The following is a 24,610-nucleotide window of genomic DNA, read 5'->3' on the forward strand; positions in this document are numbered from 1 at the left end:
AGTTTAGAGGCGTTAGAAATGTGGAATTCTTTCTTTTTAGACTAACTAATATTTATGCGTGATTTTTATCGCTCCACAGGTTTTGGACATGATCCTAAAAACGGCAGTCTGAAACATGAATCCACAAAAAAAGCCTCGAAAAGTTTAATTTTCGAGGCTTGTTTTAAGTTTGTAGGAAGTAAATTGAAATTAATTTACACATTCAAATAGCGAAATCAATTAAAAAAATCTAAATCGCAATTTGTAGAATATTGTAGCCCGTAGCGGAATCGAACCGCTCTTACATGGATGAAAACCATGCGTCCTAACCGATAGACGAACGGGCCTTGCTTTTCTATTGCGGGTACAAAAATAGCACTATTTTTGAGATGCGCAAAGCCAAATCATAAATCCAGCGAGAGGAAATAGCATTTTTTATTATTAAAAATTATAACTAATTCATAATTAGCACTTGCCAAAATAAAGAAAGAGAAAGTTTTTTCAACTATTACTTCATAATTTTAAAGCAAAGCGGTTTTCTCTCTGATAAAACGGCCTACGAGCAACTTAATAATTCAAATTTACTCCAAAACCCACTCCCATATCGCTGTCGTAATGCGTGGTCAAGCCAATGTTTTTACCTACTATATATTTCAACCCAGCCATATATTCTTTATCTGTATTGACCATAAAAGCCATTCGCAGTCGTTTTGAAACAGGAATATCTTCCCGCATTAATTGAAAACGGACATTCCCGTCACTAAAAACCTCAGCTTGAGCTATGACCAATAAAGGCAAAGTATAATTAACTCCTAAACTCACTACAGCGCGATTGTCTTTATTATTCGATTGTCCAAAAACATTTTTCTCTACCTCATTCATCCCCATTTTGCGGTAACGCCAGTCAAAACCTATAAACGGCATCAACCATTGATTTTTACCAATGTATCTCCCTATATGGGTTTCTGATTCATAACCATGCTCATAGTGATAACCCAAACGCCATTCAGTACCAAAACTCCATCTTGCATTTTGCGCCATGGCTTTTCCATCATTTCCATTGGTAGCGAAATCATTCTCGGCCATAAAATGAAGTTGGTTGCTTTCGTTTTGCAATTTTTTGTACGCCCATTCTTTATCAGGCAAAAGTGGATTTGCATCCGAATTTTCATAACTAAAAACACGATTCATTCCTGCCATCATATGGTATAAAATATGGCAATGAAAAAACCAATCTCCATCGGCATTCGCATTAAATTCTATGGTGTCCGTCTCCATTGGCATGATGTCCAAAACATTTTTCAAGGGAGCGTAATCGCCCTGCCCATTCAACACCCTAAAGTCATGACCGTGTAAATGCATGGGGTGACGCATCATCGAATTATTATACAATACAATCCGAACGTTTTCTCCCTTTTTAATTAAAATTTTATCTGATTCAGACAAAACCTTATTATCCATACTCCACACATAGCGGTTCATGTTTCCAGTCAACTCAAAACGCAATTCTCTTACAGGAGCATCTTTTGGAAGTGTGGTAACATTTGGCGCTTTTAACATTCCATAGTTTAAGGTTACAATATCCCCGGAACCAATTGCATTTTTCGAATGATCCATTTTTGAATCCTTCATATCCATCTTGTCCGATTTCATGTCCATTTTTGAATGATCCATTTCGTCCGACTTCATATCCATTTTCATTGTTGAACTACCTGTGATTTCCGGATACATCACCGTATTCATGTCCATTTTTTGAAGGCTCATATTCATCCCCATGTCTTTCATGCTGCCATCCATGTTCATCATATCGTTCATCATCTTCATCCCTTCAAAATAGTTCAATTTTGGCAATGGAGAAATTAATTGTTTGATGCCACTTCCTATATAAAGAGAAGCTGATTTCGTGCGATCCTCTGGCGTGGCTAAGAATTCATAAGCCGTATTATCCGCAGGGATACTTACCACAACGTCATAAGTTTCTGAAACTCCAATAATCAACCGATCCACTTCAACAGGTTCTACGTCATTTCCATCATTGGCAACGACCGTGATTTTTCCGCCAGCATAAGTCAACCAAAAATAGGACGAAGCACCAGCGTTAGAAACTCGCAATCGCACTTTATCTCCCGCTTTTGATTTACCTAAAACGTTTGCCATAGATTCATTTTGTCCATTAATCAAGAATTTATCATAATAGACATCACTCACATCCATCGCCAACATGCGTTTCCATTCATTATTGAATTTCGTTTTAAAATGACCGCTTCTGATGGCTTCGGCATAACTTTGTGTAGTTCCTTTTTTGATCGCAAACCAGTCCGAAGCGTTATGTAGCATTCGGTGCACATTTTCAGGCTTGTAATCAGTCCATTCACTCAAAACGACAGGAATCGCTGGCAAATCATCAATTCCCTTTCTGAAAGTAGGATCGCCATCCTTTTTCTTTAAAATCAAAGCCCCATACATTCCTATTTGTTCTTGTAAACCAGAATGGCTATGGTACCAATGGGTTCCACTTTGTACAATAGGGAATGTGTATTTGTGAGTGGTATGCGGAGCTATTGGCATTTGTGTAAGAAATGGCACACCATCTTCTTTATTAGGTAAAAACAATCCATGCCAATGCAGGGAAGTTCCTCCGTCTAGTTCGTTGTGAACATAGATTTCTGCAATATCTCCCTCCGTAAAAGTAAGAGTTGGCATAGGAATTTGTCCATTAACCGCTATTGCTTTTTTATCTTTTCCTGAAAAATTGACAATCGTATCTCTTACATACAAATCGTAGCGAACGACCTTTTGAGCGTTTGCCGCAAATGCAATAAGTAATAGAAACAGACTTGATTTAATTTTCATTTTCTTGTTGTTATTTGAGGAACAAAATATAATCCTACAATTGATCGATCGCTTTCTTTAATCGGTCTCTAATTTCAGTAGCAATTTTAGCAAGTTCATCATTTTCAACTGCCTGCATCGAAGCCGCCGGATCTACTGCAGAGACCTCAATTTGGCCTGCCACTTTTTCTTGAACTATTACATTGCAAGGCAACATCGTTCCTATTTTATCTTCGGCTTGCAAAGCTTTGTAAGCAAATGGTGGGTTACAAGCACCCAGAATCGTATAATTGTAAAAATCAACGTCTAGTTTCTTCTTGAATGTCGCTTTCAAATCAATTTCGGTCAGAATTCCGAAACCTTCCGATTTTAAGGATTCTGTTACTTTTTGAATCGCATTTTCGAAACTGTCATTAATTGTTTTACTAAAGTAATATTCCATGATTTTTTATTTTTTAAGTTTAAATTATTTTCTTTTTCTGTACCTGTGAGCAGCTGCTAATAATACCAGCGCAAAAATCAAAATGGATACCCACCAAAAAACATGCATTCCCATAAACATATAGGATCCCATGTGCATTCCTTCATTTCCATGATTATTCATAACTTTTAAGGTTTAGGTTAATATTCTACTACAATTTCAAAGCTCTCAAACGCAAAGCATTTGCAATAACAGAAACCGAACTAAAACTCATTGCCAAAGCAGCAATCATCGGAGAAAGTAAAATTCCGAAAAATGGATATAACACTCCTGCAGCAACCGGTATTCCAAGTGCATTGTAAAAGAAGGCGAAAAATAAATTTTGATTGATGTTTTTCATCACAGCATGACTCAGTTTTTTGGCTTTTACAATACCTTGTAAATCGCCTTTCACCAAAGTGATTTTGGCACTTTCAATCGCCACATCCGTTCCTGTTCCCATTGCTATACCTATATCAGCTTGTGCCAAAGCAGGAGCATCATTGATTCCATCACCAGCCATCGCTACAATTTTACCTTCGGCTTGCAAGCGTTTAATTTCATTGAGTTTATCCTCAGGCAAACAACCCGCAATAAAAGACGTCAATTGCAATTCATCGGCCACCGATTTTGCTGTATTCTCATTATCACCCGTAAGCATAATCACTTCAACACCCTGACGCATTAATTCTTTTATAGCCGCAACACTTGTCGCTTTTATAGCATCTGTAATGGTCACATAGCCCAAAACCACTTTGTCTACTGAGATGTACGAAACTGTTTTACCTAGTTTTTGCTCTGCAATAATTTTATTTTCTAAATCCTCTAAAACCGATGCATTAACCTGTTCCATTAATTTTTTATTCCCTAATGCTATTTTTTTATTCGATACTGTTCCTACTACTCCTTTTCCAGAAATAGACTCAAAATCTTTTACGTCAATTAGTGACAGCTCTTTCGCTTTCGCAAAATTTACTACGGCTTGCGCCAAAGGGTGTTCACTGTATTGATTTAGTGAAGCGATATTTTGCAATAAATCGTCTTCCTGATTATTCGATGAAAAAACCTTTTCTACTGATGGTTTTCCCTCAGTGATAGTTCCTGTTTTATCTGTAATTAAAACATTCACCTTATTCATGTTTTCTAACGCTTCGGCATTTTTAATCAAAACTCCAGACTGCGCTCCTTTACCTACTCCTACCATTACAGACATAGGTGTTGCTAAACCTAAAGCACATGGACATGCGATAATCAAAACCGCAACAGCGTTGATAAAGCCATAGATTAAAGCATTAGGTTCTGGTCCAAACTTTGCCCAAATAAAGAAAGTTATTATAGATACAACTACTACAATAGGCACAAAATACTTCGAAATCCGATCCGCTAATTTTTGGATAGGCGCTCTAGATCGACTGGCATTATTAACCATTTCAACAATTTGCGAAAGCAAGGTTTCCGACCCTATTTTTTCAGCAACCATCACAAATGATTTATTTCCATTTATTGTTCCTGCAACAACGGCATCATCGACTTTTTTATCAACAGGAATAGGTTCTCCTGAAATCATCGACTCGTCAATTGTACTTTCACCATCAGTGATTTTACCATCAACCGGAATTTTATCTCCTGGTTTTACACGCAATAAATCTCCTTTTTTAATATCATGAATCGATATTACTGTATCTTTTCCTTCTGCGACCAAGGTGGCTTCTGTAGGTGCTAATTTTAATAATTCTTTTATCGCACCACTAGTTTGGCTGTGTGCTCTGGCTTCCAATAACTGCCCTAATAAAACCAATGTTAGTATTACCGTTGTCGCTTCAAAATACAAGTGAACGGCTCCGGTTTCAGTTTTAAATTCGGCCGGAAAAACATCTGGAAATAAAAGTGCAAAAACACTAAATATAAATGCAACTCCAGAACCAATTCCGATAAGGGTAAACATATTGAGATTCCAAGTAACCAAAGATTTCCAAGCGCGAATGAAAAACATCCAAGCTGCATAAAAAACGACTGGTATAGATAAGACAAACTGCACCCAATTCCAGTTTTCCATATCCATGATTTGCATCAAAGGATTGTTAGGTATCATATCTGACATGGCTATTATGAAAATGGGCACTGTAAAAATCAGCGCTATTTTCATCTTTCGCATTAAGTTATTATAGGTTTTATTTTCTTCACTATCCGTGGGTTCCATAGGCACTAAATCCATTCCACAAATAGGACATGAACCCGGACCGTCCTGAATAATTTCCGGATGCATCGGGCAGGTATATTGTTGTCTTTGGTTCAGAATAGGCTGTTGCACTAAATCCATCCCACATACAGGACAGTCGCCCGCTTTGTCATAGACTTTATCGCCTTCACAATGCATTGGGCAATAATATTTACCTGGAGCGGCGGATGGAACGGCTTTATTATCTGACTCTTTCTTCGTACCACAACAGGACTTCTCTGCTTTTTTTTCCTTTGATTCAGATGCTTTTTCTAAATGCATCCCACATACCGGGCAGTCTCCCGCTTGGTCATAGACTTTATCTCCTTCGCAATGCATGGGGCAATAGTAAACGCCTGAGTCTTGGTCATCCTCCATTTTACCTTCAGTATGCTTATGATGGTCATTACCGCAACAGGCTTTTACCTCAGCTTCTTCTTTTATTTCGTCAGATGGCTTGTTAGGATGGCTCATCTCAATTGCATAATTTCCGGCAGCTGTTAGTGCTTCTTGTAATCTCTCAGTTGGAATATGTTTTTCCATTGTTATAGTTGCAGTTGCCGGATCTAAAGAAACGACTGCTTCAACCCCATCAATGGCGTTCAAAGTTTTCTCTACCTTGGTACGACATCCGTCGCAAGACATTCCGGTAACAATATAGGCATGTGTCATTTTCACGCTATTTTAAGTTAGCCTTGCAAATATCCGACTCAGATGATCATATTCAGTTACATAATTATGGTAACCATTTGTAAGATTTATAAACTGTCAATTTGCTTTCTGGTATTCTCGCCTACTTTTTTGAAATAGGTAGGCGTAAAACCAGTCACTTTTTTAAACTGATTACTCAAATGAGCTACATTACTATAGTTAAGTTGAATGGCAATTTCGCTCAAGCTTAATTCATCATAAACAAGCAACTCTTTTACTTTTTCAATTTTTTGAGCAATAAAATAATGTTCAATTGTAATGCCTTCCCTTTCCGAAAACAGCTTACTCAAAGCACTATAATCTTGCCTCAAATCTTTAGATAAGTAACTAGATAAATTAATTTTTATTTTTTCATTTCGATAATGAACCAAATCAATGATTCCGTTTTTAATCTGTGCAATTGTCTTGCTTACTTCGTCTTCCAGCAATTCAAAACCTAGACTTTCTACATTCTTACTGAATTCCTGAATCTCCTCATCTGTTAATTCACGAGACAAATTGACTTCCCCTAATTTTATGGAAATGATGGGCAATTTCATTCTTTCTAATTCCAATTTGACAGCCATTTCGCAACGACCACAAACCATGTTTTTGATATAGAGTTTCATTAACAACTTTATTTTATAAATTTTAAATCTCTTTACCTGATAGCTAAGTTAGTCATTTTTAGAGGATAAAAAACTAACAGACAAAGCAATAACTATTCAATCATAAATAACCTTATTTTTCACTTATTCATTACAACCAAAAATCCCAGCTTAAATAGAGCTAGGATTTTGTGTCTTTTGAACTTTTATAATAATTGAACTTTTGAAAGTTATTACATCTCTTTCATCACGCCACCACATGTTAGCATTTCTGCACCATAGTAAGGATTCTTGATGTCTTTGATTTCGCTAATCCAATAGCCACTTTTTCCTTGATCATACATAGGACAATAATCTTGGTATAACTTTTTATTTGTCCCAAAAGTGTCAATCAAGTCGTTAATATCTTTACTCAAACTGGCAAAAGCGGTTCTTTGAACAGTGATTTTCCCAGCATTATCAGCGATTAATCCCGCTTGCTTTTTAGCAGCTGTTGTAATGCTTAAATACTTGTCTTTTAATTTAGCATCCACTTTATCAGAATTAGTAGCCGCAATAGAAGCGCTTAATGTCTTTCCAAAAATAGCTGCCTGATTTGAATCATCCTTAGCTAATGCATTTTTAACTTTTAGATAATCACTAATCATTGCTTCGGTAGAAAGTGATGCTTTTACTTCGTCGCTTACTTTGATTACTGCTTTCACTTCCTCTTTTTCAGCAGGCGCTTCTGCTACAACTGCTACCAAATCCATTCCGCATTCAGTACAAACATCACCTTTTTTCCCTGTTATTTCAGGATGCATCGAGCAGGCATATTGCTCAGTAGTAGCCTCAACAGCTTCTCCATTTGTGGTCTGATCTTCCTTGTTTTTTTGGTTACAACTAACCAATACAAGTGTCAATAGTATTGTAGAAAGAATTATTTTTTTCATTTTTTTAAATTTAAAACAGTTGTTTTTTTCTAGATGTTTTATTTGTTATAATTAATTGGTCACATTAAAAAAAGTATACTCTAGCTTTACTAAAATACTGTTTCTTGCTAAACGATCCATATCACTATAAACTTGATGTCTATAAGCTAAATCGATTCTTGCTTGACTATTAATAATAAATTGAAGCGAAGGTACGACGTCTAAATAAGATTTCCCATTCTCATTGAGCCGTTGTCCTAAAAGTTCTACCATTGCATTAATATTGGTCTGTTTAAAACTAGTATATTTTTTTGGATGCAATAACTGCCCTATCGACAGCGTATAATTCATAGCACTATTGCTTTGGGTATTGGGAAACTCATAATGATTATTATCAAGTGCTCTTTCATAACTAATTGATGAACTTATGGCCGTTTTATTGACTAATTTAGTTGCCACAATTCCTGTTTCATAACCAGAATTAAGTCCCATAGTTTCAATTCCCTCCTCATCAATAGGAGAATTATTAGTACTCAGCCTACCAAAAGCGGCTAATCTAAAATGACTGTGGATATCATCAATAGAGAAAAAACGATATTTAGCATATATACTTGCCCCTTGAAACATAAAATTACCTTCTTTATCATTCATGAATGCAGTAGCATGTATCATCCAGTTCCTATTAACGCCCCACATTATTTCAGGCATGTCTTGGTAACCAGCAGTTCCCTCTTTATTAAAAGTAAGTAAACTTGTATTGCGAACTCCTATAGAACCAGCTGGCATATTACTGGCAGGTTCAGTCATAACGAACAACTCTTGTGCCTTGATTTGAAAAGAAATCAAAGTCAAAAACACCATTCCTAAATATTTCATTTAAATAACTTTTATAAGGTAAGTATTATCGGGAGAACTAAAACTAAGATATTTCACAAGTGATTTTTCTGACTTTTTGTATTCTTTTTTGGTAACAAAACCCTCATTTAATACTTTCACTTTCACCAGTCCATTGATAAATTTATCAGCTGGATTAACAAACACATAAGTTCCATTTCCTTTCTTAACGTTTAAGTTATCTTTAGTTTCAATACTTCCCAGATCCACTGTTAATACCATAGAACCAATAAAGAAACCTGTTTTTTCTACACTCTCTTTTAGTGCATTTGGACTTAATGAACTGTTCTTTTTTAGATTAACAGTAAATGTATTTGTGTTTAAATCAGTGCTTACACTTTCTACTCCAGCCATTGATTTAAACTGCTTATTAATTGCATTAGAGCACATTGAGCAAGTTAAACCAATAGCAATGATTTCAGCTTTTGTAATTTGCGAATAGCTATTGACTGACATAAAGACCATTAAAAAGGCTATTATCAGTTGTTTTATATTAAATACTTTCATTTTTTTGAATTTTATTTATTATTTGATTGTTTCAACAGTTGACCCACAAGTCAACATTTTTGATCCGTAATACGGATTTTTCACTTCGTTTTCTTTACTTAACCAATTGGCTTTAACCATTGGGCAATATTGATAATAAGTTGGTGTATCTTCTTTTGAAACTTTCATCAATTCATACATATTTTTTGAAACCGATTTAAAAAATTCTCTTTGAACTTTAACATCCTGCGTTTCAGAAATTTTCTTACCATCAGAAGTTAGGTTCTTATATACTTTCATCCAAACCATATGCTCTTCCATTTTTAAGGTTTCCATTTCTACAGCATTAATCGCTACAAATAAGTCTTTTGCTTTTATTGATGCCATTGCAGCATCAGTTTTCACCAAAGCATCTTTCAAGGCAAAATAATCATCAAAAACTAACTTCAACTGATTTGTCTGCTCTTGCATAGCGACACTGTAATTTGATTCCATATCAGTACTTTCATTCACAGCCATTTTGATTAGCTCTTTAGCATCACGGTCATACTGACAACATGCGTGAAGTTTATCGTACTTTGTATCTGGCGCCAAGAATTTTTCGCTGTCGTAACCAGCCAAAGCAATGCGTTTTAGGATTTCATCTGGATTAGTTTTGGCGGTGTCATAACTAATCGTAGCTATTTTACTGTCTTTATCCCAATCGACAATTGCTGTGTTTTTTAAATTTCCAGCTTTTTCAATATTGGTTTCGCACATTCCGCAATTACCAAAAATTTTCACTTTTTCAGTTTTTGCATTTTTAATTTGCGCATTGGAAACTGCAATTGACAGCAATAGTGTCATTGCCGTCACTGTTGTTTTTAGTGATTTCATTCTATATATAATTTGAAGTTGAATGAGCTAAATAATTACCAAACCATAGCGATTAAACTATACTTTAATAATTAAAAATAGCCGAGAAATAATTGATTGTAAAGCAATACTTGCTTTGAATTTGACACACAATTGGCTGTCAAAAAAAGAATTTAGCCTATTTTAGGTATAAGCCAAATGGAAGAATATCCTGCAGAAGTGAAAGATACTGATTGATAAAACCTTTGTTTTTTTCTAGAAAAATTAAAAACATTGTCTTCAGTGTCTAATGGGATAGATGAAACTATTCCTATACTCAAAGAGGAAACACTACACATAGCGTTTCCGCACTCTCCTTTGCAACCTTCGTGTTTTTTGCTTTTTGAATTGGAATCCTTACCACAACAATCTTTCATGCCTGGCTTTGAAGATATTTCTTTAGTACAGGATTTTTTATTTGAATGGTCACCACATGCAAATGCTGAAGTTGGCATCAGGAAGACGCCAAGCAAAACAATTAATAAGATGTGGATTTTTTTCATTTTTTACCGTAATAAGTGACAAAATTACTGAAACTAAATTAGTTCAACGCTAAATAACTGTTAATATCGCTCTACTAACAATTCGCTTTTATAGTAAACTATTTGTTTTCACCTAATATCTGATACATAATCGACTGTAAAACAGACAAAATAATACTAAATAACAAGGCAGTAAAAAAAGTATCTACACTAAAACCTCCCACAATATTGTCACACAATAAAATAATTATCGCATTGATAACTAATAGAAACAACCCCAAGGTTATAAAGGTAATTGGCAATGTCAAAATAACAATGATGGGTTTGATAAAAATATTAAGTAATCCAAGAACAACGGATACAATTAAGGCTGTGGTAAAACCATCTACATGAACTCCTGTCATGAAGTTAGCAATAAGTAATACCAATGCTGATGTAATAAGAATTCTGATGATTAATTTCATATTGTTTAATTTTTATTAAATGTACTACTATTTTTTCTCGTTGGATTTATTTTAAAAAAGAAATTGCCAATTCATGAAACATTTTTGGGTTTTCAGCATGAAGCCAATGGCCCGCATTTGGTATAGTTTCTATTTTTGAATCAGGGAAATGTTTTTTAATGTTTTCGAAATCACTGTCTAAAATATAATTAGAATTTCCGCCACGAATAAAAAGTGTCGGATTATTAAAAATGGCTGCTTCTGGAAGCGCTACTCCTATTTCATCCATTTTTTTATTAAAAACGGATAGATTGAATCGATAAGCCAATTGTCCTGGCTCTTGCCAATACAAACTTTTCATCAAGAACTGTCTAGTACCAAAGTCAGTTATGTACTCTGAAAGAATAGCCTCTACTTCAGAGCGACCTGGTTTTTTTGAGAAATCAACTGCATTCAAACCTGCCAAAATAGATTGGTGATGCTGGGGATAAAATTTGGGTCCGATGTCGGCTATAATAAGTTTATCGACCATTTCCGGATAAGTGGTAGCAAACAACATCGCTGTTTTCCCTCCCATAGAATGTCCTATTATATCAACATTTTCTAAATTATTAGCTTGGCAATAATCATAAATATCTTTAGCCATTATCTCATAACTGAATTCTTCTGACTGCACACTTCTACCATGGTTGCGTAAATCCAACATATGAACTTGAAAACCCTCAGTGGAAAACTGTGTTCCAAGTGTTTTCCAGTTGTCTAACATTCCTAAAAATCCGTGAAGTATCAATAATGGTTTTCCTGCTCCTTCTATTTTTGAATATAGCATTTCTATTTTAGATTTTAGATTGCAGACTTTAGATAGCAGATTGCCACTAACGCCTATAATCATTCATTTATAAAACTATTTTAACTTTTGCAAATACATGCTAACCACGTTTTCCAATCCTAAGTACAACGACTCACAAATTAAGGCATGACCTATAGAAACTTCTAATAAACCTGGAATGTTCTGTTTGAAAAACTGAATATTGTCTAGACTCAAATCATGTCCAGCATTGATCCCAAGTCCCAATTCATTAGCCAGAATTGCTGATTTTACATAAGGATCGATTCCGCTTTTATTTCCTAAACTGTATTGATGCGCAAAGGCTTCCGTATACAATTCAATTCTATCAGCTCCCGTCTTTTTTGCTCCTTCGATAATTTCTAATACTGGATCAACAAAAATCGAAGTTCTAATACCGTTGCGTTGAAATTCTTGAATCATTTCAGTAAGATAGGCTTGATTTTTTACTGTGTCCCAACCCGCCGAAGAGGTAATTGCACCAATTGCATCTGGCACCAAAGTAACTTGGTCTGGTTTACATTCTAAAACCAAATCGATAAAATTATGCTGTGGATTACCCTCTATATTGTATTCTGTATAAACTATTGATTTTAGATCGCGAGCATCTTGATAACGAATATGGCGCTCATCAGGACGTGGATGTATGGTGATTCCTTCAGCACCAAATTTTTGAATATCAGTTGCCACCTTTAATAAATCAGGCACATTTCCTCCGCGAGCATTACGTAAAGTAGCTATTTTGTTGATATTTACACTTAACTTTGTCATTGGAATACTTTTTGATTATTGAATAAGGGTTTAATTGAAGCAAAAATACAAAGTAAAAGGTAGGGGTTTTTGCCTTTTTTTGATTATTTTGCATAAAAATTGAGGATTTATTTAAGATGGAAATTACAAACTACATAACCACTGATTTTAAAGCCATTGACAGCCAAGAGACAATTGCGGCTGTTAAAGATTTTTTTGCGGACGTAAACTACTCGCATTTCCCAGTCGTTGAAGAAGGAGTTTTCATTGGTAGCATTGCTACTGATGACATAGAAACTTTTGATGATGATAAAAAAGTTCACGATTATAGATATACACTTGAGCCCTTTTTTACTAGAACAAATTCAATTTGGATTGAGGTTTTAGAGATTTTTGCAAAAAATCGCGCGAATTTGATACCCGTTTTGGACGAAAACAACAACTATGTTGGCTATTATGAAATAGAGGACATTATGAGTTTTTTCCATCACACCCCCTTTCTAAAAGAACCGGGAAGTATCATAAAAGTTAAAAAAGGAATTGTCGATTATTCAATGAGCCAGATCACTCAGATAGTGGAAAGCAACAATGGAAAGCTCCTAGGTCTATTCATTTCTGAATCAGATGTTGACACAATTGAGGTGACTATCAAAATAAACTTAGGCCCGATAAATGAAATTATCCAATCTTTTAGAAGGTATGGTTATGAAATTACATCTGAACACCAAGAGGACAATTATATTAATACCTTAAAAGAACGTTCAGACTATTTAGACAAGTACCTTAATATGTAATTGTTTATTCGGTTATTGATTCAACCGTCATTTATAGCATCAAAAATTAATAAGCAAACGATTAAGCAGCCCAATGAAAGTAGCCATTTACGGTCAATATTACCAGAACAGTACGGAACCTATTATAAGAGATATCTTCGTTTTTTTTAATCAAAACAACGTAGAATTAGTTATTGAGGCTAATTTTTTGGAAATGCTTTATGAAAAAGAAATTATCAAAAAAGAGTACAATACTTTTTCTTCACATACAGAACTAGATTCTACTTTTGATATCCTTGTAAGTATAGGTGGCGATGGTACAATCTTAAGAGCGGCCACCTTAGTTCGCGATTCAGGAGTTCCTATCTTAGGAATAAATGCAGGTCGATTGGGTTTTCTAGCAACAGTCCAAAAAGAAAACATTCATGAATTTTTACAAATAGTTCTCGATAAAAAATACACCCTTTCAAAAAGAACCTTACTGAGTTTAACCTGCGACCCACCTAATGAAGCATTGCAGGACATTAACTTTGCCATGAATGAGGTTTCAGTAAGTCGCAAGGATACAACCTCGATGATTACAATTGACACTTTTTTAAATGGCGAAATATTAAATTCCTACTGGGCTGACGGATTGATAATCTCAACTCCAACAGGATCGACTGGCTATTCCTTAAGTTGCGGAGGTCCAATACTTACACCAGATGTAAAAAGTCTAGTAATCACTCCTATTGCACCACACAATCTAAACGCAAGACCTCTTGTAATTCCAGACGAGACCGAAATTAAATTAAAAGTTTCCGGTAGAGAAGATAATTATTTGGTTTCATTAGACTCCAGGATCACCTCCGTTGGAAACGAATCTATATTGACCATTAAGAAAACTCCATTTCAGATAAACATGGTCGAAATTCCCGAAGAGACCTTTTTAAAAACACTTCGAACTAAATTACTCTGGGGAGAAGACAAAAGAAATTAAATCTTTTTTGCTGCAACGCTATACGATTTTATCTTTTTTTTTCGTTTTGCTTAAACAACTTCAATTCCTATCGATTGATCAGTCCATAAATGAAATAATAATGACATTTAACATAATGGATATTGATTCCTATTGATAATTATTATATTTGCATGCAATTTTAAATTAAAATGACTAAAACCTTCAGCTTATTTATATGCTTATTCTTTGCTATAACCATGCATTCTCAGATACATGAAGTTGGAGTCTTTCTAGGCGGTAGTAACTACATAGGAGAGATAGGTCCAACGACATATATTGCACCCAACGAACCTGCAATAGGCATACTATATAAGTGGAATAAAAGTCCACGACATTCCTATCGTTTTTCCTATACACAGTCAAAAATAACATCTACTGATCTTGATTCGAAAGAACCCAGCAGAAGTCAAAGAGGCTATCATTTTGAAAATAACATAAAAGAAGTATCTTTAGGGCTTGAATTCAATTTTTTTGATTTTAATCTTCATGAATTAGATAGACAATTTACTCCTTATATACATAGCGGAATTAGTTACACCCAATACAATGGTCTGTTTTTTGTAGACGGCGAAACAAGATTTGACGCAGACCACGGAGCAATTGCCATCCCAATGACTTTGGGCGTTAAAACAAACTTAAACGGTCGTTTTATATTAGCATTAGAGGTTGGAGCAAGATACACATTTGCTGATGATATTGACGGGAGCAACCCCACTAATAAGAATTTAGAACAATTGAAATTTGGAAATATAAATAATAATGATTGGTATGTTTTTTCTGGGTTAACATTAACGTATACCTTTGGCGAAAAACCCTGTTATTGTGCAGACTAAAAAAATGGATTTACTACAAAATATAGATACAAATAATTTACCCAAACATTTAGCCATTATTATGGATGGAAATGGACGATGGGCAAAACAACAAGGGCTCTTAAGAGCTTTTGGACATGAGAGCGGAACAAAATCAGTAAAAATCATAATTGAAACTTGCGCTAGATTAGGTATCGAAAACCTAACGCTTTACGCATTCTCTACTGAAAATTGGAATAGACCCAAATTAGAAGTTGACACTTTAATGAAGATATTAATCAAATCATTAAAAAAAGAACTTACTACATTACAAAACAACAACATCAAATTGAACACGATAGGCAATTTAGAAAAGATGCCACAATCAGCTCAAAAAGAACTTCTAGATGTGATTGAAAAAACCAAGGATAATACTAAAATGACGTTGACCCTTGCGTTGAGTTATGGATCAAGAGAAGAAATAATAAATGTTGTAAAAAACATCAGTGATAAAGTTAAAAATAATATAATTTCAATAGACTCTATTGACGATTCAATTATAAATGAGCATCTTTACACGCAAAATTTACCGGATGTAGATTTATTAATAAGAACAAGTGGAGAACATAGGATAAGTAATTTTCTGTTGTGGCAAATAGCCTATGCAGAATTGTATTTTACTGATGTATTGTGGCCTGACTTTAAAGAACAGAATTTATATGAGGCTATTATTAGTTATCAAAAAAGAGAACGTAGATTTGGAAAAACAAGTGAACAAATTAAATAATTTTTTAGTGTTGAATAAAAGTATAAAAGCAGTCCTTACCCTTTTAATTTTGGGAAGTTTTTCACAAATTAAAGCTCAAGATAGAGTTCCTTTTGATCAAGGTAAAAAATACATCCTAGCTGACGTTGTCCTAACCAACAAGATTAGCTTCAATGACCAGACCGTTGTTACTTTTGCAGGGCTAGAAAAAGGCCAAGAAATCACAGTACCAGGAGAACAAATAAGTAATGCCATCAAAAAACTAGGTAAACTAGGTCTTTTTGATGAGATCTCCTTTTATATCAACAGAATCCAAAACGATAGTATATATCTTGATTTAGAAATTAACGAATTACCTAAATTAGGTAACGTGAAATTTGTAGGAATTAAGAAAAGTAAGACTGAAGCTTTAATTAAAGACAATGGCCTAACCAAAAACAAAGTTGTAAACGAGAATCTTATTACTACAACAAAAAATTATATTGAAAACAAATATAAAAAAGATGGTTACTACAACACTAAAGTAAACATTAACGTTGTAAAAGACACCTCGACAGTGAACCAGGTAAATATGGTTGTAAACATTGATAAGGGTCAAAAAATAAAAATTGATGCGATTGATTTTGTTGGTAATGAAAAACTTTCTGACAAAACCTTACGTAAGGCGATGAAAGATACCAAGGAAAAAAGTCTATTTCGCATATTGAAAGCTTCAAAATTCATCAAGTCAAAATACAAAACAGATTTAGAAAAGGTTATAGCATCCTATAAGGAAAAAGGATATAGAGACGCAAGAATTCTATCTGACTCTATTACCTATAATAAAGACAAAAACGCATTATCTATAAAGATAAATGTAGAGGAAGGAAATAAATATTATTTTGGAAACATTAAATTCCTAGGAAACACTGTTTATTCAGATCAATTTTTAGGCAGAATCTTAAGTGTAAAAAAAGGAGAGACTTATAATGGTGTACTTCTTGAGAAAAGAATCGCTGATAAATCAAAACCTGACGGAGAGGATATTACGAACTTATACCAAAACAACGGATACTTATTCTCTACAATCAACGCAGTTGAAACTAAAACGGTAAACGACACCATTGATTTCGAAATAAGAGTTACTGAAGGGCCGTTAGCATACTTCAATAAAATTACGGTTGTTGGAAACGACAAAACGAATGACCGCGTAATTTATAGAGAATTAAGAACAAAACCAGGAGAGAAATACAGTAAAGAATTATTAGTAAGAACCATCCGTGAGATTGGGCAATTAGGATTTTTTGATCCTGAAGCTATTAATCCAGACTTTAAACATGTTGATGCTGCTGCAGGTACGGTAGATATTGAATACCAACTTGTAGAGAAAGGTTCCAGCCAAATTGAACTTCAAGGTGGTTATGGTGGAGGTGGTTTCATTGGTACATTAGGGTTGTCATTTAACAATTTTTCAGCCAGAAACTTACTTAATAAAGAGGCATACAAACCATTACCAATGGGAGATGGTCAAAAAGTGTCATTAAGATTACAAGGAAGTACTTATTTCCAAACGTACAGTGTATCGTTTTCAGAACCTTGGTTCGGACAAAAGAAACCAGTACAGTTTAGTTCTTCTATATCGTACAGTAAGCAATTTTTGAATAATTACATTACTCAAAAAGTAGACAAAGACAAAAGCTTTAACATATTAACTTTATCTGTTGGATTGGCTAAAAGATTAACAGTGCCGGATGACTACTTTGTATTATCGCAATCTGTAAGTTACCAACATTATGATTTACATAATTACAATACAGGATTGTTTACATTTGGAAATGGAGCTTCTAGAAACTTAGCATATACAGTTGGATTATCAAGAAGTAATAAAGGAGTTAATCCAATTTTCCCAACTTACGGTTCGGAGTTTAGCCTTTCTGCTAAATTGACTCCACCTTATTCATTATTAAACGGAATTGATTATGCTACATTGGGAGATAAAGAAGAGTATAAATTAAAAAATACTGTTGACAGATCGAATCAGGTTGATGCTAATGGGAATACTGTTAACATAGGCGATTATATCGATGCTTCAGGAAACAAAGTATTCACTTACCAAGACGCAGCAGCTGATCCAGCATTAGTGGATCAAAAGAAATTTAATTGGTTAGAATATTATAAAATAAAATTCAAAGCTGATTGGTATACGAAAGTTTATGGTAAATTAGTTCTTCGTACATTAACTGAATTTGGTTTCTTAGGTGCCTACAATCAAGACAGAGGTGTAGTTCCTTTTGAAAGATTCTATGTTGGAGGAGATGGATTAGCGAATTATTCAATGGATGGAAGAGAAACTATACAATTGAGAGGATACCCAAACAACTCATTAACTCCAATCAATAGTGCTGGAGAACAAATTGGTGCAACAGTATACAACAAGTTTTCATTAGAAATGCGTTATCCAATTACATTAAAAGCATCAGCATCTATCTATGCATTGGCCTTTTTAGAAGCAGGTTCTTCATATGAGAATTTCAAAAGTTATAACCCGTTTGCATTAAATAGATCAGCAGGTATTGGATTACGTGTATTTATGCCAGCATTTGGGTTACTAGGAATCGATTTCGCAAAAGGTTTTGACGCACTTCCAGGAGAAACAAAACCAAATGGATGGGAAACCCATTTCATTATTGGACAACAATTTTAAGAGAATGCATTAAGATTTTCTAATACCAAAAGCTATGAGAAAACATTTTTTAATTCCGATTCTAGCATTGATAGTAGCACACACTATTCAATCACAAACAAGAGGGACCAAAATAGGCTACATTGACATGGAATACATTTTACAAAATGTACCAAACTATACTGAAGCCAATGTTCAATTAGAGCAAAAAGCACAAAAATGGAAACAAGAAATTGAATCCAAGAAAATCGAAATTGACAAAATAAAAGAGGCTCTTAAAGCAGAGAAGGCTTTGTTAACAAAAGGTCTGATTGAAGAAAGAGAGATGGAGATTAAGTTTCTTGAAAATGAAATGTTAGATTTTCAGCAAAAAAGGTTTGGGGCAAATGGAGATTTGATGATACAAAAATCTGTATTAGTAAAGCCAATTCAGGATCAAGTCTTTACTGCGGTACAAGACATTGCTGAAGCAAAAAAATATGATTTCATATTCGATAAATCATCTGATTTAACGATGCTTTTTTCAGCAAAAAGGTTTGATATTAGCGATCAGGTTTTACGAGTTTTAAACAGGGCTGAAAAAAGAGAGCAGCTGACAAAAAAACAACTTGAAGCTGAAGATGCCAAAGAAAGTAAAGAAGATACGATGGATGAAAATCCTGCAATGGCAGAAAGACAAAAAGCATTAGATGATAAGAAAATTGCAAGAGAAAAAGTCATCGCTGATCGAAAATTAGCTCAAGAAGAAAAGAAACGAGAATTCGAGGATAGACGACAAAAAATAATTGCGGACAGGGAAGCTAAAAAAAATGGCACGGTTTCTGCCTCTACTAAAACAGAAGATAAAAAAGCGACTACAACTAACGATAAAGAAGCTGTAAAATCAGATGTTGAAATAGCCAAACAAAATCAAATTGATGTAAGAGCTAAAATACTAGAAGATCGCAAGAAAGTGATTGAAGAACGTAAAAAAGCAGTAGAAGAAAGAAGAATCAGAACACTTGAGGTACGAGATTCTATTAAAAAATCGAGAGAAGAACCAATTAAACTAAAACAATAATTAATTACTTAATATTTTAAAAACGATGAAACAAATCAAAACTTTATTAATTGCTGCATTATTTATTTTCAGTGCAAATCAAACTATTAATGCACAAGCTAAGACAGCACATGTTGATGTAAGTGAAATCATGGCAAAAATGCCAGCAATGCTAGATGCTCAGAAACAACTTGAAAAATTAAGCGGAACTTATGATTCTGACTATAAAAAAATGGTTGAAGAATACCAAGCAAAATTAAAAAAATACGAAGCAGAGTCTGCTACTGTTACTGATGCAGTAAACGGAGACCGTTCTAAAGAAGTTCAAGACATGCAAAAAAGAATTGTAGACTTTAGAGACAACGCTCAAAAAGAATTACAACAAAAAGAATCTGATATCGTAAAACCATTAATGGAAAAAGTAAGAGCTTCTATCCAAAAGGTAGGAAAAGCTAAAGGATTCCAATATGTATTAGACGGATCATCTCTTTTACTTGCTGACGGTCCAAACTTGACTGCTGATGTAAAGAAAGATTTAGGTTTCTAGTAGATAGAAAGCAGAATATATTTAAAAGACCGCTCATCCAAAATTAAGGATAGAGCGGTTTTTTTGTGGCAAAATTATTTAGGATATATAAACCAGAGAACTTAACTTTGTTTTGATGGATAACAATCAACCAATAGGTATTTTCGACTCAGGCATAGGAGGCACTTCAATTTGGAGAGAAATTCATAATTTACTTCCTAATGAGAAAACAATATACCTAGCTGACAGCAAGAATGCTCCTTATGGACAGAAATCCCAAAAAGAAATCATTGCTTTAAGCATGAAAAATACGGATTTATTGCTTGCAATGGGATGCAAACTAATTGTTGTTGCCTGCAATACTGCTACGACAAACGCTATCCGAGAATTAAGAGAAAAGTATACCGTTCCATTCATAGGAATTGAACCCGCCATTAAACCTGCGGTAGCTAATTCTAAGACACAAATCATAGGAATCCTTGCTACCCAAGGCACATTAAACAGCGAGTTGTTTAACAAGACCGCTGAGATGTTTCGTAATACTAAAATAGTAGAACAGGTAGGTCATGGTTTAGTGCAACTAATTGAGAGCGGTAACATGAACTCCCCAGAGATGGAAAAACTGCTACACTCCTACTTAACCCCAATGATTGAAGCCAATATCGATTATTTAGTACTAGGTTGCAGCCACTATCCCTATTTGATTCCTCAAATAAAAAAAATACTTCCAGACCACATTCAGATTATTGATTCAGGCCGAGCCGTGGCCAAACAGACACTTAATATACTAAAGGAACAAGTGGGACTTTCGTCAACAACTTCAAACGAAGCTGTTTTTTACACCAATACTAATCCAAAAGTGCTGCAGGGAATTCTTGAGAATAAATTCCCCGTTATTGAAAAAAATTTTTAATCTACTCAAATTTCCTTTTGACAAACCAAATACCATCTAAGCTTAAATTAAGAGACAATTTGTGATAATTCTCCTTAATTAGTCCATTACTTATACTTCCCTTTTGACCATAAGAATAAGTCACATTAAGGGCCGAAAAAGCTTTATTCTCTACCGGTAATGATACCCCTACTGATAAAGAGAGATTGTTAATTCTTTTATTATCGATTTCTAAAAACCCAGAATCATAATTAACCCCAGTAGAATATTGTATTCTATCAAAATAGCTTCTGACACTCTTTGTTTTACTATATGAAAAACCCATTGCAAATTTATCTTGATTAACATAGCTACCATATATATCAGATTGATTAGTACCATTCCACAAGCTCTTTTTATAATCTAAAGTAAAGTTTAAATTATTCTTGAAAACTTTACTTAAGCCTACTCCAAATTCTAATGGTAAATAATAATCATCTACGTCATAATTTTCATCACTGGAAATTGTTGTACTTACCGAATTATTATAAGAAACTACAGATTGCGTTTTCGTCGCCGCTATTTGACTAGGAGATTTAACAGTCACACCTACTGATAATGTCGAGTCAATTTGCACCTGAGTACCTAGAGACACTCTTACTCCATTATAATACGAAGTTTTATTTATAGTAGTTATTGAGTTTGAAACAGTATAGTCTCTATCATCTACTATATTTCCAAAAAGGAAATTAGTAGAAATACCTAATGCTATTTTCTTTCCAATTTTATAACCATAGGAAAGATCAAAATTATTTAAGCCACCACTACCCGATGCATTCAAAACATATTCTTCTGTACTTTCTTCAATTGGTAAAAGTAAATTCGACACTTTGTAGGTAGCACTCGAATAGGGCTGTAACGACAAGCTAACAGCTGATTTAGTTGTTACTGGAAAAGCTAAAGCGATATGAGAGAACTGAACATTGTTTCTACTTTCTTTTTTAGCACTATTTTCATACGTTGAAAAAATAGATTTCCCTCCCACATCAAACAAAAAATGATTTTGATACATATAACCTAAAGAAGCCGGATTAAGGTTGTTAATCGATTGAGTTGATGGCAATGCAATACCCGAAGATCCAATAGAAGAAATTGAACCAAAATCAGAATCATACAAACTTCCTAAACCATAAATTGAATAGGGTGAACTTGCTATACTTTGTGAAAATGCGGTCATTACAAAAAATGTAAACAATCCCGCAAGTGCTATTTTATTTTTCATCTAATAAGAAATATAATAAATTTTCAATTGAATTTTGTTACTGCTGTTTTTCTGATCACCCACTAACAATCGATTTACCGTTTTTGAAATATTGGGTAAAGTAAGAATTAATGACAGCTTAGAATCTGATTTTTTAATCATTTCATTTTGCAGAAAAGACCCAATAGAAACACTATAACCAACATCCTCATTAAACTCGTCTTTTTGCTTATTCAAAACTGCATAGGTACTACCACCATTACTCAAGGTCCCTGTTATTCTATTCAACTTATCACCAACAAAAACTCTTAAAGAATCTACTAAAGGATAAGCATCCGAATAGGTATTATTTATAGGTTTAACAATCAGTTGGGCATCAACAATAGCACCATTCTCTGAGAGGTATTTCAACTGTTTTATATTAGGAAAATCAATCCTACATGCGATACCTGTCCCAGATTGAATGTAAGCCTTGTTTCCCGTTTTTAGACTGGACAAACTACTTGTAAAATCAGGAAGATCTTTTATCGATGTTGCACTCCTATCCAACGTTATATTATTAAATTGCTTGGTTCCATCTAGAATATTAAAATCCTTATAAAAAGACTCTTCAGCATCTCCTAAATATTTTGAATAGTATAAACGAAGCACGCTCGAAGTATTGAAACCAACAACACTAGAAGAACCATTTGATGTTGACTTTATAACCAACCCTTTAAAATATTCAGTGAATTCATCAAAATTTGTAATCTCTCGCTTCTTTATTTTTTGAAAAAGAGCTTCTCCAAAAAGATCTTTAATACTTACGACCACGGTATCTTTACTAATAGGTTTAGGTTTAAATGAAACAGAACCCAAACTTTCTGCATCATATTTCAGACTTGAACCATTGTAGAAATAGTCATCATCTTCACTAGGTTTTACTTTTTCAAGTAATCGATGAATACTAATAGTCTGCACTTTTGTAGTATCACCATAGTAATATTTGTCTGGTCGCAAAATCATTCTTATCGAGTCGAAAACATAGGTTGGAGCATCTGTATCAGAATAATCAGTATTAAGAGTATATCCTGTTGAAGACAATTGAAAATAACTTTCCGACTTTATTTTCCCAAAATAGAGATCATCATAATTCCCAACCAAAATCCTATTTTGACTAAATGTAATCAAGGAATCTAAATTAATTGTTGAAACATCAACAGTTAGCGTATCAATCAATACTACCTTATTACTTACGGATAAATAATCCGACCCCACTACAAACTCTCCTGCATCTACATCCGAACTACAAGAGGCAATCACAACTCCAAGAAATAGGAACAACAATACCTTATACATAAATCTTTTTGAACAAATATATAAGAGACCTTTTTATAGTGCATTATAACATATACCACTCGAAACATTTTGTCTATAAAAGACCCAATAACATCGATAACAGTAATACCAAAGCACTATACTGATTCAACTGTATAAACGAGCTGTTTGTCTATGAAATAAGCCCATATATATATCTTCTTTTTTTAAATTAGAGATTGCTACTACTTTTGGATCAATAAAATAAACAAATGAGAATAAAGATTTTTGCAAGCCTTCTGTTTCTGTTTGCTATTCTTAAAGTATCAGCCCAAAGCACTTACTCTGTAGAATTAAACATAAAAACAGAACCAACCGAAAAAATAACTAAAAACGAGACCGAAATTGGGTTTAGTTTTTTCAAAAACATTGGTTCTAAAAATAAAATATCAAATACTTTCAAATACAAAAACACAGGAATTATTTATGATTTAGAAAATTACAATTTACAAGACAATCTCAATGCTTTCTCAAGTTTCGAAAACAAATTCGAAATCACACATGCCATAAATCAAAAAACAAATTTGAATATTGAAATAAAACCAACAGTCAATTTCGAAAAAAACATAGGTATTTCTGATGTAGATATATTTGGTGGTCTAGAAGTAAGCCACTCCTTTAACGGCTCAAACTCCTTATCCATAGGAGTAAAAAGAGCAGCTCTTTTTGGAAAAACAGAAGTATTACCCACTTTTTCACTAACACATAGCATCAACAAAAACACATTTGTAGCAATAGGTTTTCCTGACTCTCAGATCTCTTATTCAAACAACAGTAGGAATTCGTTCATAATCAAAAATAGCTTTCAAGGAGCTGTTTACAATTTAGACTCCTCTGAAAATACCAATGCTATCAACGCAACAAAAATGACCTACTCACAAATGGCTACAACGTTTACCTATGAGAGAAATATAGATCCTAACTGGTCATTAAATTTTAAGGGAGGTTATGGGTTCAACAATAAATATTATCTAACGGATAATAAAGGAGATCTAAAGTATGATTTCAATAATAGCAACGGATATATTTTTAACATAGGTATAAAATTCAAACATTAACAAAAACAATAAA

General features: G+C 33.9%; 24 protein-coding genes and 1 tRNA gene. 9 read left to right on the forward strand and 16 right to left on the reverse strand.

The window, feature by feature from the left end; genetic code table 11:
* Positions 1-254 precede the first annotated feature (254 nt).
* The 14 genes from BLV91_RS14055 to BLV91_RS14115 form a co-directional block, all read right to left on the reverse strand.
* A tRNA-Glu gene (locus tag BLV91_RS14055) sits at positions 255-326 on the reverse strand.
* Between the two features lie 220 nt (positions 327-546).
* Positions 547-2,832, reverse strand: a complete 2,286-nt coding sequence (locus tag BLV91_RS14060) for a multicopper oxidase domain-containing protein (RefSeq protein ID WP_091434396.1) — start codon at positions 2,830-2,832, stop codon at positions 547-549.
* Positions 2,833-2,866: 34 nt separating this feature from the next.
* Positions 2,867-3,253, reverse strand: a complete 387-nt coding sequence (locus tag BLV91_RS14065; protein ID WP_091434397.1) for a DUF302 domain-containing protein — start codon at positions 3,251-3,253, stop codon at positions 2,867-2,869.
* Between the two features lie 24 nt (positions 3,254-3,277).
* Positions 3,278-3,415 (reverse strand): hypothetical protein, encoded by a 138-nt coding sequence (locus tag BLV91_RS17055; RefSeq protein WP_175514017.1) that lies wholly within the window; start codon positions 3,413-3,415, stop codon positions 3,278-3,280.
* Between the two features lie 28 nt (positions 3,416-3,443).
* Complete coding sequence (locus BLV91_RS14070) at positions 3,444-6,161, reverse strand: heavy metal translocating P-type ATPase (protein WP_091434399.1); 2,718 nt, start codon at positions 6,159-6,161, stop codon at positions 3,444-3,446.
* An 86-nt stretch (positions 6,162-6,247) separates the two neighbouring features.
* Complete coding sequence (locus BLV91_RS14075) at positions 6,248-6,808, reverse strand: helix-turn-helix domain-containing protein (RefSeq protein ID WP_175514018.1); 561 nt, start codon at positions 6,806-6,808, stop codon at positions 6,248-6,250.
* A 212-nt stretch (positions 6,809-7,020) separates the two neighbouring features.
* The gene (locus BLV91_RS14080; RefSeq protein ID WP_091434401.1) at positions 7,021-7,719 is read right to left on the reverse strand and encodes a DUF3347 domain-containing protein; all 699 of its coding nucleotides are present in this window, start codon (positions 7,717-7,719) and stop codon (positions 7,021-7,023) included.
* A gap of 51 nt (positions 7,720-7,770) precedes the next feature.
* Positions 7,771-8,574, reverse strand: a complete 804-nt coding sequence (locus BLV91_RS14085) for a hypothetical protein (RefSeq protein ID WP_091434403.1) — start codon at positions 8,572-8,574, stop codon at positions 7,771-7,773.
* Positions 8,575-9,099, reverse strand: a complete 525-nt coding sequence (locus BLV91_RS14090; protein WP_091434405.1) for a heavy-metal-associated domain-containing protein — start codon at positions 9,097-9,099, stop codon at positions 8,575-8,577.
* Positions 9,100-9,117: 18 nt separating this feature from the next.
* A complete protein-coding gene (locus BLV91_RS14095) occupies positions 9,118-9,954 on the reverse strand; it encodes a DUF3347 domain-containing protein (protein WP_091434407.1) in 837 nt (278 codons plus the stop codon).
* A gap of 152 nt (positions 9,955-10,106) precedes the next feature.
* A complete protein-coding gene (locus BLV91_RS14100) occupies positions 10,107-10,475 on the reverse strand; it encodes a hypothetical protein (protein ID WP_091434408.1) in 369 nt (122 codons plus the stop codon).
* A 98-nt stretch (positions 10,476-10,573) separates the two neighbouring features.
* Positions 10,574-10,918, reverse strand: coding sequence for a phage holin family protein (locus BLV91_RS14105; RefSeq protein WP_091434410.1), 345 nt, complete (start codon positions 10,916-10,918; stop codon positions 10,574-10,576).
* 46 nt (positions 10,919-10,964) lie between these two features.
* Positions 10,965-11,726 (reverse strand): alpha/beta fold hydrolase, encoded by a 762-nt coding sequence (locus BLV91_RS14110; protein ID WP_091434541.1) that lies wholly within the window; start codon positions 11,724-11,726, stop codon positions 10,965-10,967.
* A 75-nt stretch (positions 11,727-11,801) separates the two neighbouring features.
* Entirely contained in the window at positions 11,802-12,515 is a 714-nt protein-coding gene (locus tag BLV91_RS14115; RefSeq protein ID WP_091434412.1) for a pyridoxine 5'-phosphate synthase, read from the reverse strand.
* Between the two features lie 116 nt (positions 12,516-12,631).
* Between BLV91_RS14115 and BLV91_RS14120 the strand changes: the two genes are divergently transcribed.
* The 8 genes from BLV91_RS14120 (at position 12,632) to murI (ending at position 20,964) form a co-directional block, all read left to right on the forward strand.
* Positions 12,632-13,288, forward strand: coding sequence for a CBS domain-containing protein (locus tag BLV91_RS14120; RefSeq protein WP_091434413.1), 657 nt, complete (start codon positions 12,632-12,634; stop codon positions 13,286-13,288).
* A gap of 73 nt (positions 13,289-13,361) precedes the next feature.
* Positions 13,362-14,246, forward strand: coding sequence for an NAD kinase (locus BLV91_RS14125; protein ID WP_091434415.1), 885 nt, complete (start codon positions 13,362-13,364; stop codon positions 14,244-14,246).
* A 170-nt stretch (positions 14,247-14,416) separates the two neighbouring features.
* Positions 14,417-15,100, forward strand: coding sequence for a type IX secretion system protein PorG (gene porG / locus BLV91_RS14130; protein WP_091434417.1), 684 nt, complete (start codon positions 14,417-14,419; stop codon positions 15,098-15,100).
* 4 nt (positions 15,101-15,104) lie between these two features.
* Positions 15,105-15,845, forward strand: a complete 741-nt coding sequence (locus tag BLV91_RS14135) for an isoprenyl transferase (protein ID WP_091434419.1) — start codon at positions 15,105-15,107, stop codon at positions 15,843-15,845.
* Positions 15,778-18,507 carry an outer membrane protein assembly factor BamA gene (bamA, locus tag BLV91_RS14140; protein ID WP_091434422.1) on the forward strand — a complete coding sequence of 910 codons (2,730 nt, stop codon included), beginning with the start codon at positions 15,778-15,780 and terminating at the stop codon, positions 18,505-18,507. Before BLV91_RS14135 ends, bamA begins: the two co-directional genes overlap by 68 nt.
* Positions 18,508-18,541: 34 nt before the next feature.
* Positions 18,542-19,546 (forward strand): OmpH/Skp family outer membrane protein, encoded by a 1,005-nt coding sequence (locus BLV91_RS14145; protein WP_091434424.1) that lies wholly within the window; start codon positions 18,542-18,544, stop codon positions 19,544-19,546.
* A 25-nt stretch (positions 19,547-19,571) separates the two neighbouring features.
* Positions 19,572-20,072, forward strand: a complete 501-nt coding sequence (locus BLV91_RS14150; RefSeq protein ID WP_091434426.1) for an OmpH/Skp family outer membrane protein — start codon at positions 19,572-19,574, stop codon at positions 20,070-20,072.
* Between the two features lie 115 nt (positions 20,073-20,187).
* The gene (murI, locus tag BLV91_RS14155; protein WP_091434428.1) at positions 20,188-20,964 is read left to right on the forward strand and encodes a glutamate racemase; all 777 of its coding nucleotides are present in this window, start codon (positions 20,188-20,190) and stop codon (positions 20,962-20,964) included.
* Between the two features lies 1 nt (position 20,965).
* On the opposite strand, the gene BLV91_RS14160 is transcribed toward murI, so the two are convergent.
* Both BLV91_RS14160 and BLV91_RS14165 read right to left on the reverse strand, forming a co-directional pair.
* A complete protein-coding gene (locus tag BLV91_RS14160) occupies positions 20,966-22,204 on the reverse strand; it encodes a BamG family beta-barrel-assembly machinery protein (protein ID WP_091434430.1) in 1,239 nt (412 codons plus the stop codon).
* Positions 22,205-23,521, reverse strand: coding sequence for a DUF4270 family protein (locus BLV91_RS14165; protein ID WP_091434432.1), 1,317 nt, complete (start codon positions 23,519-23,521; stop codon positions 22,205-22,207).
* A gap of 230 nt (positions 23,522-23,751) precedes the next feature.
* Here BLV91_RS14165 and BLV91_RS14170 point away from each other — a divergent pair, with 230 nt between their 5' ends.
* Entirely contained in the window at positions 23,752-24,597 is an 846-nt protein-coding gene (locus BLV91_RS14170; RefSeq protein WP_091434433.1) for a DUF6268 family outer membrane beta-barrel protein, read from the forward strand.
* The last annotated feature ends 13 nt before the right edge of the window (positions 24,598-24,610 follow it).

Source organism: Flavobacterium degerlachei, assembly GCF_900106645.1.
In the GTDB taxonomy this organism is placed as follows: Bacteria; Bacteroidota; Bacteroidia; order Flavobacteriales; family Flavobacteriaceae; genus Flavobacterium; species Flavobacterium degerlachei.

What these genes read in the sequence shown, in the direction of transcription:
- BLV91_RS14060 (WP_091434396.1), bottom strand. Translation starts at nt 2,832, where the DNA reads ATGAAAATTAAATCAAGTCTGTTTCTATTACTTATTGCATTTGCGGCA.
- BLV91_RS14065 (WP_091434397.1), bottom strand. Translation starts at nt 3,253, where the DNA reads ATGGAATATTACTTTAGTAAAACAATTAATGACAGTTTCGAAAATGCG.
- BLV91_RS17055 (WP_175514017.1), bottom strand. Translation starts at nt 3,415, where the DNA reads ATGAATAATCATGGAAATGAAGGAATGCACATGGGATCCTATATGTTT.
- BLV91_RS14070 (WP_091434399.1), bottom strand. Translation starts at nt 6,161, where the DNA reads ATGACACATGCCTATATTGTTACCGGAATGTCTTGCGACGGATGTCGT.
- BLV91_RS14075 (WP_175514018.1), bottom strand. Translation starts at nt 6,808, where the DNA reads ATGAAACTCTATATCAAAAACATGGTTTGTGGTCGTTGCGAAATGGCT.
- BLV91_RS14080 (WP_091434401.1), bottom strand. Translation starts at nt 7,719, where the DNA reads ATGAAAAAAATAATTCTTTCTACAATACTATTGACACTTGTATTGGTT.
- BLV91_RS14085 (WP_091434403.1), bottom strand. Translation starts at nt 8,574, where the DNA reads ATGAAATATTTAGGAATGGTGTTTTTGACTTTGATTTCTTTTCAAATC.
- BLV91_RS14090 (WP_091434405.1), bottom strand. Translation starts at nt 9,099, where the DNA reads ATGAAAGTATTTAATATAAAACAACTGATAATAGCCTTTTTAATGGTC.
- BLV91_RS14095 (WP_091434407.1), bottom strand. Translation starts at nt 9,954, where the DNA reads ATGAAATCACTAAAAACAACAGTGACGGCAATGACACTATTGCTGTCA.
- BLV91_RS14100 (WP_091434408.1), bottom strand. Translation starts at nt 10,475, where the DNA reads ATGAAAAAAATCCACATCTTATTAATTGTTTTGCTTGGCGTCTTCCTG.
- BLV91_RS14105 (WP_091434410.1), bottom strand. Translation starts at nt 10,918, where the DNA reads ATGAAATTAATCATCAGAATTCTTATTACATCAGCATTGGTATTACTT.
- BLV91_RS14110 (WP_091434541.1), bottom strand. Translation starts at nt 11,726, where the DNA reads ATGCTATATTCAAAAATAGAAGGAGCAGGAAAACCATTATTGATACTT.
- BLV91_RS14115 (WP_091434412.1), bottom strand. Translation starts at nt 12,515, where the DNA reads ATGACAAAGTTAAGTGTAAATATCAACAAAATAGCTACTTTACGTAAT.
- BLV91_RS14120 (WP_091434413.1), top strand. Translation starts at nt 12,632, where the DNA reads ATGGAAATTACAAACTACATAACCACTGATTTTAAAGCCATTGACAGC.
- BLV91_RS14125 (WP_091434415.1), top strand. Translation starts at nt 13,362, where the DNA reads ATGAAAGTAGCCATTTACGGTCAATATTACCAGAACAGTACGGAACCT.
- porG (WP_091434417.1), top strand. Translation starts at nt 14,417, where the DNA reads ATGACTAAAACCTTCAGCTTATTTATATGCTTATTCTTTGCTATAACC.
- BLV91_RS14135 (WP_091434419.1), top strand. Translation starts at nt 15,105, where the DNA reads ATGGATTTACTACAAAATATAGATACAAATAATTTACCCAAACATTTA.
- bamA (WP_091434422.1), top strand. Translation starts at nt 15,778, where the DNA reads ATGAGGCTATTATTAGTTATCAAAAAAGAGAACGTAGATTTGGAAAAA.
- BLV91_RS14145 (WP_091434424.1), top strand. Translation starts at nt 18,542, where the DNA reads ATGAGAAAACATTTTTTAATTCCGATTCTAGCATTGATAGTAGCACAC.
- BLV91_RS14150 (WP_091434426.1), top strand. Translation starts at nt 19,572, where the DNA reads ATGAAACAAATCAAAACTTTATTAATTGCTGCATTATTTATTTTCAGT.
- murI (WP_091434428.1), top strand. Translation starts at nt 20,188, where the DNA reads ATGGATAACAATCAACCAATAGGTATTTTCGACTCAGGCATAGGAGGC.
- BLV91_RS14160 (WP_091434430.1), bottom strand. Translation starts at nt 22,204, where the DNA reads ATGAAAAATAAAATAGCACTTGCGGGATTGTTTACATTTTTTGTAATG.
- BLV91_RS14165 (WP_091434432.1), bottom strand. Translation starts at nt 23,521, where the DNA reads ATGTATAAGGTATTGTTGTTCCTATTTCTTGGAGTTGTGATTGCCTCT.
- BLV91_RS14170 (WP_091434433.1), top strand. Translation starts at nt 23,752, where the DNA reads ATGAGAATAAAGATTTTTGCAAGCCTTCTGTTTCTGTTTGCTATTCTT.